Annotated in this window: 14 protein-coding genes, 1 tRNA gene and 1 pseudogene; 9 read left to right on the forward strand and 7 right to left on the reverse strand. The window is 61.3% G+C overall.

The genetic code is table 11. The features are described 5' to 3' along the window. Positions 1–75: 75 nt before the first annotated feature. The 3 genes from proB to F758_RS0130485 all read right to left on the reverse strand — a co-directional run bounded on the left by proB (position 76) and on the right by F758_RS0130485 (position 3,077). Entirely contained in the window at positions 76–1,221 is a 1,146-nt protein-coding gene (gene proB, locus F758_RS0130475; RefSeq protein ID WP_051387073.1) for a glutamate 5-kinase, read from the reverse strand. Positions 1,222–1,364: 143 nt separating this feature from the next. Further along, entirely contained in the window at positions 1,365–2,405 is a 1,041-nt protein-coding gene (obgE, locus tag F758_RS0130480) for a GTPase ObgE (RefSeq protein ID WP_024511455.1), read from the reverse strand. A 192-nt stretch (positions 2,406–2,597) separates the two neighbouring features. After that, on the reverse strand, positions 2,598–3,077 hold the full coding sequence (locus F758_RS0130485) for a MaoC family dehydratase (protein WP_024511456.1): 480 nt from the start codon (positions 3,075–3,077) through the stop codon (positions 2,598–2,600). A 191-nt stretch (positions 3,078–3,268) separates the two neighbouring features. On the opposite strand from F758_RS0130485, the gene F758_RS0130490 reads away from it, so the two are divergent. Then, positions 3,269–4,186, forward strand: a complete 918-nt coding sequence (locus F758_RS0130490; protein WP_024511457.1) for a DMT family transporter — start codon at positions 3,269–3,271, stop codon at positions 4,184–4,186. 57 nt (positions 4,187–4,243) lie between these two features. On the opposite strand, the gene F758_RS0130495 is transcribed toward F758_RS0130490, so the two are convergent. The 3 genes from F758_RS0130495 to rplU all read right to left on the reverse strand — a co-directional run bounded on the left by F758_RS0130495 (position 4,244) and on the right by rplU (position 5,738). Beyond that, entirely contained in the window at positions 4,244–4,840 is a 597-nt protein-coding gene (locus F758_RS0130495; protein ID WP_024511458.1) for a GNAT family N-acetyltransferase, read from the reverse strand. Between the two features lie 143 nt (positions 4,841–4,983). Then, a complete protein-coding gene (rpmA, locus tag F758_RS0130500) occupies positions 4,984–5,256 on the reverse strand; it encodes a 50S ribosomal protein L27 (protein ID WP_024511459.1) in 273 nt (90 codons plus the stop codon). Between the two features lie 83 nt (positions 5,257–5,339). Beyond that, a complete protein-coding gene (rplU, locus tag F758_RS0130505) occupies positions 5,340–5,738 on the reverse strand; it encodes a 50S ribosomal protein L21 (RefSeq protein ID WP_024511460.1) in 399 nt (132 codons plus the stop codon). Between the two features lie 344 nt (positions 5,739–6,082). On the opposite strand from rplU, the gene F758_RS0130510 reads away from it, so the two are divergent. The 7 genes and pseudogenes from F758_RS0130510 to kaiC all read left to right on the forward strand — a co-directional run bounded on the left by F758_RS0130510 (position 6,083) and on the right by kaiC (position 11,782). Beyond that, positions 6,083–7,216, forward strand: a complete 1,134-nt coding sequence (locus F758_RS0130510; protein ID WP_024511461.1) for an ROK family protein — start codon at positions 6,083–6,085, stop codon at positions 7,214–7,216. A gap of 344 nt (positions 7,217–7,560) precedes the next feature. Next, positions 7,561–7,650: transfer RNA gene (locus F758_RS0130515), tRNA-Ser, on the forward strand. Positions 7,651–7,713: 63 nt separating this feature from the next. After that, positions 7,714–8,307 carry a DNA-3-methyladenine glycosylase gene (locus F758_RS53410; RefSeq protein ID WP_198026594.1) on the forward strand — a complete coding sequence of 198 codons (594 nt, stop codon included), beginning with the start codon at positions 7,714–7,716 and terminating at the stop codon, positions 8,305–8,307. Between the two features lie 434 nt (positions 8,308–8,741). Next, positions 8,742–8,890, forward strand: a pseudogene (locus F758_RS52100) (non-homologous end joining protein Ku); the annotation flags it as partial. Positions 8,891–9,208: 318 nt separating this feature from the next. Then, positions 9,209–9,856: a response regulator transcription factor gene (locus F758_RS0130520; protein ID WP_024511462.1), complete on the forward strand. Its 648-nt coding sequence runs from the start codon at positions 9,209–9,211 to the stop codon at positions 9,854–9,856. Between the two features lie 178 nt (positions 9,857–10,034). Continuing rightward, positions 10,035–10,307, forward strand: a complete 273-nt coding sequence (locus F758_RS53415; RefSeq protein WP_502689190.1) for a circadian clock KaiB family protein — start codon at positions 10,035–10,037, stop codon at positions 10,305–10,307. Beyond that, on the forward strand, positions 10,304–11,782 hold the full coding sequence (gene kaiC, locus F758_RS0130530) for a circadian clock protein KaiC (RefSeq protein WP_024511464.1): 1,479 nt from the start codon (positions 10,304–10,306) through the stop codon (positions 11,780–11,782). Before F758_RS53415 ends, kaiC begins: the two co-directional genes overlap by 4 nt. Here kaiC and F758_RS52105 read toward each other — a convergent pair. Beyond that, positions 11,772–12,014, reverse strand: coding sequence for a hypothetical protein (locus tag F758_RS52105; protein WP_245286624.1), 243 nt, complete (start codon positions 12,012–12,014; stop codon positions 11,772–11,774). The genes kaiC and F758_RS52105 overlap by 11 nt on opposite strands. Between F758_RS52105 and F758_RS53420 the strand changes: the two genes are divergently transcribed. Next, a partial coding sequence (locus F758_RS53420; RefSeq protein WP_502689191.1) for a histidine kinase dimerization/phospho-acceptor domain-containing protein occupies positions 11,935–12,757 on the forward strand: 823 nt, incomplete at its 3' end. The genes F758_RS52105 and F758_RS53420 overlap by 80 nt on opposite strands.

A 12,757-nucleotide genomic window follows, 5' to 3' on the forward strand; every position in this document is an offset into this window, starting at 1 on the left:
GAGGCCGGGAACTGGTATGGCTGCCGAGCGGCCCGTGCGTCATTCCGGGGGCGCCTCGCAAGATGGGCCAATGGCCTATTTGCCGCTTGCGGGCCCGGTCGGGCCGACCACGAGGTCGTCCCGGTGGATCATTTCGGCCCGGCCGCTGATGCCTAAGATCGCCATCACGTCCGGGGAGGAGCGGCCCTTGATCCGATCGGCGTCCTCGGCGTCATAGGCCACCAGCCCGCGGCCAATTTCATGGGTGTCCGGCCCGCGCACCACCACCGCATCGCCGCGGGCGAACTGGCCCTCGACCCGGATCACGCCGGCCGGCAGCAGGCTCTTGCCCGCCCGCAGCGCGCTAACCGCCCCGGCATCGATGGTCAGCGTCCCCTTCGGTTCCAGGGAGCCGGCGATCCAGCGCTTTCGTGCGGTGATGGGATTGGCGGGGGTCAGGAACCAGGTGCAGCGGCCGCCGTCGGCGATCGCGGCAAGCGGATGCTCGATCTTGCCCGAGGCGATCAACATATGCGTGCCGCCGGTGGTTGCGATCTTCGCCGCTTCGATCTTGGTGCGCATTCCGCCGCGCGACAGTTCGGAAGCCGCGTCCCCCGCCATCGCCTCGATCTCGGAGGTGACGGCTTCCACCACGGGAATGAGCTTCGCGTTGGGATCTTGCGCCGGTGGGGCGTTGTACAGCCCGTCGATATCGGAGAGCAGGATCAAGAGATCCGCGCTCGCCATGGTGGCGACGCGCGCAGCGAGGCGATCATTGTCGCCGTAGCGGATCTCGTTGGTGGCAACCGTGTCATTCTCGTTGATGATGGGGACAGCGCGCCATTCCAGGAGCTTGCCGATGGTCGAGCGCGCGTTGAGGTAACGTCGACGCTCCTCGGTGTCCTGCAGCGTGACCAGGATCTGGCCTGCGCGGATCCCGTGATCGCCCAGCACCTCCGACCAGATGCGTGCGAGCGCGATCTGGCCCACCGCGGCGGTGGCCTGGCTTTCCTCGAGCTTCAACGGGCCACGCGGCAGCTTGAGCCGGCTGCGGCCGAGCGCGATCGAGCCGGAGGAGACGACCAGCACGTCGCGACCGTCGCCGTGCAGCTTGGCGATGTCGGCGGCGAGCGCCGACAGCCAGGACGCGCGCACCTCGCCCGCATCGGAATCGATCAGGAGCGAGGAGCCGACCTTGACGACGACGCGACGAAAATCCTTGAGCTGGGGACGGCGGACCATGGCCATGCTTTTGCAGCAGGACGTCTGCGAGCGCAAGGTGAGTCGCCCCGCTCGCGTGGAAAGCGTTGCACTCCGCGTATTTCATTCCAAGTTCCCTCGCTGTCCCCGGGCCCCGGAATGACGGATTGAATCATCTGGGAACGTTACGCGCTCCACGGCTCGGCGTCGGCGGCGCGCTTGGCCTTGGCTGTGATCTGCTTGTCGCCGATCACGTCAGCGAGCGCGCGCAGGGCCTCCCTGACGCCGTGACCGGTCGCGCCGGACAAAAGCAGCGGGGTCTTCTTCGCCGCGCGCTTCAAGCGATCCTTCTGCTTTTTCAGATCGTCGGGCTCGACCGCATCGATCTTGTTGAGCGCGACGATCTCGACCTTGTCGGCGAGATTGCCGCCATAGGCTTCGAGCTCCGCGCGCACGGTCTTGTAAGCCTTGCCAGCATGTTCGGATGTTGCATCCACCAGATGCAAGAGCACGCGGCAGCGCTCGATGTGGCCCAGAAACCGGTCGCCCAGACCCGCGCCTTCATGCGCCCCTTCGATCAGGCCCGGGATATCGGCCAGCACGAATTCGCGGCCGTCCGCGTTGACCACGCCAAGCTGCGGATGCAGCGTGGTGAAGGGATAGTCGGCGATCTTGGGCCGCGCCCCGCTGACCGCGGCAAGGAAGGTCGATTTGCCGGCATTGGGCAGGCCGACCAGGCCCGCATCCGCGATCAGCTTCAGCCGCAGCCAGATCCAGCGCTCCTCGCCTGGCTGGCCGGGATTGGCATGGCGCGGTGCGCGGTTGGTGGGCGACTTGAAATGCGCATTGCCGAAGCCGCCATTGCCGCCATGGGCGAGCACGAATTTCTCGCCGAGCTTGGTGAAGTCGTGGATCAGCGTTTCCCGGTCCTCGTCGAACACCTGCGTGCCGACAGGCACTTTGAGCACGATGGGCTTGCCATTGGCGCCGTGGCGGTCCTTGCCCATGCCGTTCTCGCCCTTCTGCGCCTTGAAATGCTGCTGATAGCGATAATCGATCAGCGTGTTCAGCCCGTCGACCGTCTCGATGATGACGTCGCCGCCGCGCCCGCCATTGCCCCCGGAGGGCCCGCCGAACTCGATGAACTTCTCGCGGCGAAACGCCACGCAGCCGTTGCCGCCGTCGCCGGAGCGGACATAGACCTTTGCTTCGTCGAGGAACTTCATGAGCGTTAGGTAAGCCAGGCGTGAGGTCGCGGCAACCCGAAGAAGGGCTGAGAACCCGGTATTTTCCGCCCGTTGTTAAGACGATACCACGCTAAAGCGCGATGAGATTGGGTTAAATCGTCATCGCGCTTTAGCCCTTTGATTGAGCATGATCTTCTCGGAAAACCGCCACACACTTTTCCGCATCATGCTCTAGCCAGGCCGCCGCCGAATGAGGAATCTCTGCAGGCCCTCCAGCACCAGCTCGCGGCGCTGGTTGAACACCGTGCTGCGCAACCCCACCACGCCGGTACTACGGCCGGGCGCGAGCTCCGCAACTTCCAGCGCGGGGTAGATCGTGTCGCCGGCAAAGACAGGTTTGAGGAAACGGCTGGATTGCTCGAGGAATCCGATCAGCGATTCCTCGACCAGAAACGGAAACAGCCCCGCGCCGGGCGCGGTGTGGATCAGGGTGTGAAAGCCGTGCGCGAGCAGGTTCGGCATGCCGCGGGCGCGGCAATATTCGACGTCGTAGTGTACCGGATGGGTGTCGCCGCTCGCGGTCTGGAACGCGGCGAATACCGCGCTGGTCATGGTGCGGCCCGGCAGCACGAAGCGTTCGCCGAGCGCAAAATCCTCGAACCAGCGCTGCTCGGGCACCATGCGGTGGGTTGCCGGATTGAAGTCGGTCATTCCTGTTTCCTCGCCTGTCACGCCAGGAAGACTCGGTACCGCGGCTTCGACATGGCGGCAATGTGTCCCGCTGCGCCGGCGCGGGGTTGTGTCGAGCACCCATGTCTCTAATAAGGAGCACTGCGTCAAAGACGTGGAGGGCGGGATCAGGTCCGGCCATGACAACGAACGACGGGAACGCCACGTTTCAAATGTCCCTGCTCGCAAAAATCTCGCCTCATGCGGACGAGCGCAGCTCGCACCTTGCCGGCATCGGCTTGATGCTGCTGGCGGTGTTCATGTTCTCCTTTGGCGATGCGGCCGGGAAATTCATCGTGGCGACCTATTCGGTCGGGCAGTTGCTGTGGCTGCGAGCCTGTGCCGCACTGCTGGTGCTGGCGCCGCTGATCTGGCGGCAGCGGCGGGACTTCGTGCAGCTGGAGCGGCCGCACCTGCAGCTCGTTCGCGTCGTGCTCTCCACGTTCGAGGTCGCCGCGTTCTTTCTCGCCACCGTCTACCTGCCGCTCGCCGACGTCGTCACCTATTATCTCGCCTGTCCGATCTTCGTCACCGCGCTGTCCGCGCTCGTACTGCGCGAGCATGTCGGCTGGCGGCGCTGGAGCGCGATCCTGATCGGCTTTGCCGGGGTGCTGATCGCGCTGCGCCCTTCCGCGCAGAGCTTCAGTTGGCCGGCGCTGATCGCGTTGTGCGGAAGTCTCTCCTTCGCCGTGCTGATGCTGATCACGCGCTCGCTCCGCCGAACGCCCGATATCGTGATGGCGACCTCGCAATTCGTCGGCACCTTTATGCTTGGAGCGGCGCTCGCACCGATCGGCTGGGTAACGCCGACGGCTGGCAGCCTGGTGCTGTTCGCCGTGGCCGGCGTCATCTCGGTGTGCGCGCTGCTCTGCGTCAACCGCTCGCTCAAGCTCGCGCCGGCGAGCGTCGTCGTGCCCTATCAATATTCGATGATCGTCTGGGCCGTGATGTTCGGCATCATCGTGTTCGGCGACGTGCCGTCGCCGGCGACAATACTGGGCGCGGCGATCATTATCGGTGCCGGGCTCTACATCTTCCTGCGTGAGCGCAGGCTTGGGCGGGAAGAGGCGGCGATCAATCCTCCAGCCTAAGCCGTCCCGGCTTTCTGCCGGGACGGCAGCTTCCGTTGGGTTACTTTCGCACGACCCTCACCGCCCCCTGCGGGTCGAGCTCACCCAGCTCTTTAGCGAAGACCAGACGCCGCGGGCCAGACGGAAACGGTCGACGGGGGTCGACGATCCCAGCGCCTCGAAGCGGTGCAGCTCCACGCCGCACCACTGGAAGCCGCATTTCTCCAGCACGTTACGCGAGGAGGGATTGGTCACGCGCGCGCCGGCGAACAGGTGATCGGTATCAAACTCCTCGAAGAAATAGTCGATCACCGCCCGGGCGGCTTCGGTGGCGAAGCCCTGGCCCCAATGCTCGACGCCGAGCCAGTAGCCGAGTTCGGGCAATTCCGGCTCGCGCCAGGTGATGCCAGCCATGCCAACGGGCATAAAATTGTTTTCAATCAGGAACGCGGCATCGCGCGTACCGGCCACGGCGCGCACGAAATCCACCGCATGGTCCTGGGAATAGGGGTGCGGAAGGTGGCGGGAATTTTCGGCGATGCGGCGGTCGTTGGCCAGGCGCGCGATCGCTTTTACGTCCGCGAGCGTCGGCTGGCGCAATGTCAGCCGTTCGGTCTCGAGGACGCAAGGACTCGCCTCGCGCCGTGTCGTCGGGGTCGGGATGTCCTGCAGCATATCGGGCTCCTCAAGGCATCGTCAGTAAGTCGCAAAGAAACTGCGCAAATGAAAAGGGGAGGCCGGTATCCCGCCTCCCCCTTGGAGCCTTGATGAGCTCCGCCGGTTCGTCAGGATGCCGGCGGACTCATATTGTCCACCGTCTATTCGGCCGCGGCCTCCGTCATCGGGCGCACCGATACGAATGTGCGGCCATTGCCTTTGGCGTGGAACTCGACATGACCCTCGACTTTCGCGAACAGGGTATGATCGGTGCCCATGCCGACATTAAGGCCGGGGTGCCAGGTCGTGCCGCGCTGACGCGCAATGATGTTGCCGGGAATCACGTGTTCGCCGCCAAAAATCTTGATCCCAAGGCGCTTGCCCTTGGAATCGCGACCGTTACGCGATGATCCGCCTGCTTTTTTGTGAGCCATGGCTCAGTCTCCAAACCTAACTGATCTCTAGATCAATTCCTTGAAGGAATCATTTCACTTTTTGTCACGCAAAGTTTTGCGCTTCACTCTGTCGCGGCTGCCGCCTCCGCGCCTTCGCCGGCGGGATCTGCCTTCGCCTTTCTCGGCCGCGCGCCAATCGTGGGCTTGGCGTTGTCGGCGAGAATCTCGGTGATGCGCAGCACCGTGAGTTCGTCGCGATAGCCGCGTTTGCGGCGTGAGTTCTTGCGCCGGCGCTTCTTGAACGCGATCACTTTCGGGCCGCGCTTATGCTGCAACACTTCCGCCGCGACGGAGGCGCCCGCCACGGTCGGCGTGCCGAGCACCGGCGTGTCGGCGCCCAGAACCAGCACCTCGGGTAGCTGCACGATCGTGCCAACTTCGCCCGCGATCTTGCCGATCTCGAGCACATCATCAGGGGCGACGCGGTACTGCCGGCCGCCGGTTTTGATGACTGCGAACATCATTTAATTCCTTCGTGTTCGATCCCAGCCTCAGGCTTGCCCGGGCCGGCTTTTTGTTCAGTCGCGATAGGGTTTATGTCTTTCGCGCGGGCAAGGCCTGGCTTCGGCAAATTCCCGCGCAAACACAAGCGGCGCGAGGAATCCCGCGCCGGACGGGGTCTTATAGCCCCTCATGCCGCGGAGTCAAGGCAAACCAGGGCAAAAACCGTCCAAAATGAAGGATTTGGGGCCAAAACAGGTCCGGAGCTAGATAGCGACCTGGCGAAAGCCCGTCAGCGCCCGCCTGCTTGAAACCAAAGCGGTTCCGCCGCCGTTGTCCTGGTGTCATCAGGGCAAGGGCGTCAATGAACGACGATCTCACCGGAACAACGGATATCGCCAGCCACGGTGCAAGCCGTCTACCTGCGGTCGAGGTCGACAGTTTCAACGTCGAGTTGAAGGACGAGGACGGTTTCGTGGGCGACCGCGCCAGCAAGGGCGCGTTCCGCGATATACTGGAGCGCTGGCGCAAACCTTTGCGCAGGAGCGGTGAGGATCCATTCGGCAAGGAGCCTTCGGAGGAGATCAGCAAGAAGGCGCTGGATGATATGCTGGTCGGCGATGACAGCGAGGCATCTGCCATCGTGCACAGTGCGATCGAGGAGTTCGCGCAGGAACTCGCCTATGTGACGCGGCGGCTCCTGAAGACCAAGGCGTGGGCGCGAACCCAGCGCATCGTGGTGGGCGGCGGCTTTCGCGCAAGCCGCCTGGGGGAACTGGCGATCGCGCGCACCGATATCATCCTCAAATCGGAGGGCTTCAACGTCGATTTGCTGCCGATCCGCCACGATCCCGACGATGCCGGCCTCATTGGAGCATTGCACCTCGCGCCGGCATGGATTTTCGAGGCCCATGACAGCATTCTCGCCGTCGATATTGGCGGCACCAATATTCGGTGCGGCGTGGTCGAGACACGCGCCAACAAGGCGCCCGACCTGTCCAAGGCTTGCGTGTGGGAGTCGGAGATTTGGCGGCACGCCGGCGACGAGCCGTCGCGTGAGACGGCAGTCAAACGGCTCACGAAACTGCTGAAGGACCTGATCGCCGCGGCGGAGGCGGAGGGGCTGAAACTCGCGCCTTTCATCGGAATCGCTTGCCCCGGGGTCATCAATGAGGATGGCTCGATCGAAAAGGGCGCGCAAAACCTGCCCGGCAATTGGGAAGGTCCGAAATTCAACCTGCCGGTGAGTCTGGTCGAGGGGATTCCCATGATCGGCGGTAACGACACCAGCGTGCTGATGCACAATGACGGCGTGGTTCAGGGGCTCTCCGAGGTGCCGTTTATGCAGGATGTCGAGCGCTGGGGCGTGCTGACCATCGGTACGGGCTTGGGCAACGCGCGCTTTACTAACCGCCGCAAGGACAATGGCAAGAAGTCCAACGGCAAGAACGGCGATAAAGACAGGGGCGACAAGGACAAAAGGGACAGGAAGGGCTGAGCCGGCAGCCGGTAACCTTGATCGGTGAGGTTAAGAGCAGGATTGCGTTGCCGCGCTTGCGACCGCTGCTAACCGTGAAAGCGTCGCATCACGCCGCCAGGCGAGGCTCGCTTCGCACGGGGGCATTTCAATGAGGCGGCATGGGACCGCCAATTTGTTCTTGCGTATGGCGGTCCCACCTTTTTGGGGCCGGGTTGGCCGACGCCCGCAAAACCGCGATTTGGCAGGTAGCTTGGGATCAGGGAGCCAAAACGCTAATTTCTTGCCGGCCGCCTTGTCTGGCCCGCCATCCTCGCCTATTACACGGCCCCGACCACGGAGGCATCGAGCCCCGTTTGGCGCCTGGAGAGGTGGCAGAGTGGTTGAATGCACCGCACTCGAAATGCGGCATAGGTGCAAGCCTATCGGGGGTTCGAATCCCTCCCTCTCCGCCAGCACACACAGAAGTCCAACAAAATCAATACGTCATTGATTGGCATAGGCTTTTCCGCCCGAGATTGGTACACACGGGTGGTGCACGTAACTCTTTCGATGACTCGTCCGAAATTCCGCGCTCGAAGAGCAGCGAGCGGATGTGTGGTTCACCGGGCAGTCTCTACTACTATTTTTCAGATCAATTGCCCTGTTTGAATTTGGTGTGCGAGCCGAAGGGTGTCGGGAGCGCTGTGTTGATTCGGGCGGTGCCTACACACAATGTCAATGAAATGTTTACCCGTCGCTGTTCCTGGTACAGGAAGACAGATCGGGCTGTACCGGAGTATCTCAACGACGTCACCAGACGTAACCGGAATCTCTGCAATGGGCCCGCAGTTCTGAGCGAGGCGCTCGGGATAAACGATGAATCAAAAGTAGGTTTGTCGATATTCGACCCGCCATTTGAAATAAGGCGCGCTCTTGAGCGGCCCGTGCTTATTTCGGGAATACGCATCGGTTTGGATAAACAATTTGAGCGGTGGGAAAGAAACGGCGATCCTCGGTCGAGGTTGCCATCCATCAACGAATTTGGCGGGAAGAAATGGCGGTCGGGAGCCGCGGATTTCAGGGATTATTGTCGACACTCATCGTTCGAACAGATCTGGCAGCCGAGATGATTTCATGGCTGCGGGGGGGCAGCTATTGCGTCAGTACGGGATTTTCACAGTTGTGCCGCAGCAGCTCGGTGGAAGCGATCGGAATTCCTGCTCATGTGAGCATCGCGATCTCACGCTCCTGCGCGCGGAGAGTCCCATCAAGGGATTCGAGCGATCGTGGTGGTTTCGGCCCTTCTCGCAGCGGTCCTCTGCGCAAAGCGCAGAGTGGAAAGCTTTGTAAGGGGTGGAGGGTGGAGGGGTAGGTGGGTGGACGGAACGGCAGTTAGACAGACAGAGGAAAACTGCCCTCTAAATTGATATAGTAGGGGTCAGCAGATCACCTCAGCGAAGCGGGCCGGATTTTTGCGTGACGGGTGGAGCGATATCTTCGCGTCCCGCCTTTGAACAACGGAGACCGCCGGAGCGAAAACTGAACTCCATCTGGCTCATAATCGGATATGCTCCATCTCGCCAAGCACATCGTGGAGAAGAAGTCGGGGCAGTTCGAGCCCGAGAGGTTCGAGGACCACTACGAAACCGCGCTGGTCGACTCATCAACCAGAAGCGCGCCGGCAAGCCGATCACGCCGAAGGAGCGGGGGAACGAGCGCGCCGGTGGCTCGAACCCCGACAGAACATCGCATAGCGGCCGATTGAAAACCCCACCTATACTGTGGAAGAGCTGCGACCGCTGGACAGAGAATCGGCGGCTGACGATCGGCCACGCTTGATGCCTTGAGCGACTGCTTGGCTTTCCAGCAGCCTGCCGCTCCGTATTGGCAACTGCAAAGCTGCTCCATGGCGGGAGCGGACCGATAGTCCATACCTACTAGTCAGTTAGTGGGTAGGAACCAGTTCCGACTGCCCGCGTTATTTAGACGACCCACACAAATCGAAGACTCGGCAAACCAGAGGAGCCGGCCATGGACCGGATGGTGAGCGATGACGCGTGCGAAAATGAGCGATGGACGCGGATTGTGTCGGCGCTGAAGAATGGCGTCATTGTCGTGGATGGCAATGGCAATGTTATTTGGGTTGATGAGAAAATACGCGATCGCCTGGATGGAGGTCTCAAGGCGCTTGAGCTGCCTCTTCGCAAGTCGGCGGGCCAAACCGTCGATTGCTTCGTTTCGGCTCAGGTGTTGACGCTGTCGGATTCAACGACCGCTATCTGCATCATCCAGGAGGCCGAGGAGCCAAACCGCGACACCATGTCGGCTATCGAGTCCGTATTGGCAGACACGACTTCGTTTGCTCGCGCCGTCATCGAGAAGCTGAAGGGTGTTCGTATCGCCCAATCGACTGCTTCAGTATCGGATCTTGAAATGCTTACCGATCGCGAGCGCGAAATCCTTGGATTGATCTGCCGCGGAAAGAGCGACCTGGAGATGAGCGAACAACTACAGCTCTCCCAGAACACGATCCGCAACCACGTTGCGTCCTTGTACCGCAAGATCGGTGTCAACCGGCGAAGCGCAGCAATCCTGTGGGCGCGCGAGCGCGGGATCACCCACGAGGCGTTGGCGGTGACGAGACGTCGGCGTCCGCCATCCGACCAAACCGAGCATTAGCTCTTACTAGTAGCCCTAGTATTTCTCTCTCTCTTGCGCTCCGGGGAACCATGTTGTTCGTTCGGAGCGCAGGCTTGTTGAGCACCGAACGCCGCCGTCGGGCGAGCAGTGGCACCATCGGTTCTGGCATTGGCCCGGCGATCCAAACGATGAGGCAGTGTCAGTGGCTCCTCCGCTCGTGCTACGTCTTTACGTTGCGGGTGACTCGGCGAGCTCACGCCGCGCCCAGCAAAATCTTCATCGCCTTCGTGCCTCAGTCAGTAGCAAGGGCTGGGACGTCGAGGTTATTGATGTGCTTAGTCGCCCTGATCTTGCCGATCGGGCTGGCATCATCGCCACCCCAACCCTTTCCTATGAGGACGCAAGTCGCTCTCGTCGCATCGTCGGCGACCTTAGCGATACGAAACGTGTCCTTGAATTTCTGGGAATTGATGAAGGAGACAGTGCATGACCGCCCAAAATAGCGACCAAGACATGGAGATTCCCGGCGTATTGGAGCGGGTCAGGACCGGCGTCGACGCGTTCGATGAACTGGTCATGGGTGGGCTTCCGCGCGCTCGAACGACGGTCGTCGGGGGAACTCCGGGAAGCGGCAAGACCGTGTTCGCCACCCAATTTCTCACCCACGGCATCAAGACATTCAACGAAAATGGAGTGCTGGTGACATTCGAGGAGCCGCCCGCCGACATCGAGGCGAACATGAGCGGGTTCGGCTGGGAGCTGGCCAAATGGCGAAAGGAGGGACGGCTCGCCTTCATCGACGCCAGCCCACCAATCACGGACGAGCTCGTCGTCGGCGACTTCGATCTGGAGGGTTTGCTTTCTCGCATCAAGCACGCTGTTAGGACCGTCAATGCCAAACGCGTAGTGCTGGATTCGCTGACCCAGCTTTTTGATCATTTCATCGGCGATCCCAAGATATTGCGGCGCGAACTGTTCCGCATCAGCACGGCCCTAAAGAAGGCAGGCCTCACGGTACTGATGACCGCGGAGCGAAACAGCGAATATGGGGAAATCACGAGGCACCGGCTCGAAGAATTCGTCGCCGATAATGTCGTGATCCTGCGCAATCTCCTCTATCGAGAGAAGCGCCGAAGGACCATCGAGGTGCTCAAAATGCGGGGCAGCCATCACGCTGAGGGCGAGGCGCCGTTCACATTGCTAGCAGGACGGGGCGTCGTCGCCATTCCTCTCTCGTCGCTCAGGCTCGAGCAACAGTCCAGCACTGTGAGAGTAACCAGCGGAAATGCAGCTATCGACGAGATGTGCGGAGGTGGCTTCTTCCGGGACAGCGTAACGCTCGTGAGCGGAGCCACAGGCACTGGCAAGACGCTTCTGGTAACGAATTTTCTGGCCGGCGGTGTTGCGGCTGGCGAAAGGGCCATTCTGTTTGGGTACGAGGAGAGCAAGGGCCAGCTTTTCCGAAATGCTACAGGTTGGGGCGCCGATTTCGCGCGGATGGAGGCGGAGGGAAAGCTGAAGATCGTCTGCCTCTACCCTGAAGCACAGGGGCTTCCTGATCACCTGCTGACCATTCAGGGACTTGTCGATGAGTTCAAGCCTAACCGCATTGCGGTCGACAGTCTCTCCGCGCTGGAGCGAATTGCTCCTGAGACCGGCTTCCGCGAATTCCTGATCAGCCTGACCTCGTTCATCAAGAAGCGCGAGATTGCCGGCCTCTGCACTGCCACCAGCAAGTCTCTGGTGGGCGGCGAAAGCGCAAGCGAGCAGCACATTTCGACTATGACCGATTCGATCATTCTGCTGCGATACATCCAGGAGCATGAGATCATGCATCGTGGGCTGATGGTACTAAAAATGCGCGGGAGCGAGCACGCCAAGGAAATTCGGCGCTTTACGATAGACGGCACCGGCATGCATTTGGGTGAACCTTTCAAAGAAGCTCCGAACGTCTTCAAAGAATGAGGTTGGTTAGCTCGCTCACACGTCCCAGTGCCACAATTGGTGAAATCATGAGCATGGCCGGCCCTTCTACAAAGCCGACAATAGACCAATCAGAGGTCCGATTTCTCATTGAGAAGAATGCCGATGGCATCATTGTCGTCGACGAATCGGGCATTGTGCTGTTTGCCAATCCGGCTTCGGAGGCGATCTTCGGCCGCCCTATCGGATCGCTGATCGGCTCGCCGATTGGCATACCGTTTGTCGTGGGCGATATGACCGAAATCTCGGTTCACCAGCCCGGTGGCCGACTTGTCGACGCGGAAATCCGGACGGTCGAGACGACCTGGGATGGCCGCCCCGCGCGCCTTGCGAGCATTCGCGACATTTCAGGCCGGCGGGCGATAGAGGAGCGTCTGCGGCATGCTGCCAAAATGGAGGCGGTCGGTCGATTAACCGCCGGGATCGCACATGACTTCAATAATCTCCTTACGGTCGTTCTCGGAAACCTGGAGAGCGCTAGGCGGATAACCGGGAGTGCGGACATCCGGCTTGCAAATGCGCTCGAAAATGCCGTTCGCGGAGCGCGCCAGGCGGCGTCGCTCACGGCGAAGCTGCTAACCTTCGCGCGCCAAAAGCCGCTGCAATCTCGTCTCGTTGNTTTGAAGCAACTGGTCTCGAGTANGTCTGATCTGCTGCAAAGGACTCTCGGAGAGACAATCGTCGTCAGAACAATCNTGCCTGAGGAGCTCTGGCCGGTGGAAGTCGATCCGACGGAATTGGAATCGGCCCTCCTTAACCTTGCGGTGAACGCGCGAGATGCGATGCCGGACGGCGGGAAACTCNTCATCGAGGCTGCAAACATCGATCGAAACCTCAACGATCTCTCTTGCGAAGAGGAGGGCAGAGCGGGCCCTCACGTGCTCCTTTCAGTGCGCGATTCGGGCTTGGGCATGGCTCAGGAGGTGCTCAGTCACGTGTTCGAGCCTTTCTTCACGA

The sequence above is a fragment of the Bradyrhizobium sp. ARR65 genome (assembly GCF_000472385.1).
Lineage (GTDB): Bacteria > Pseudomonadota > Alphaproteobacteria > Rhizobiales > Xanthobacteraceae > Bradyrhizobium.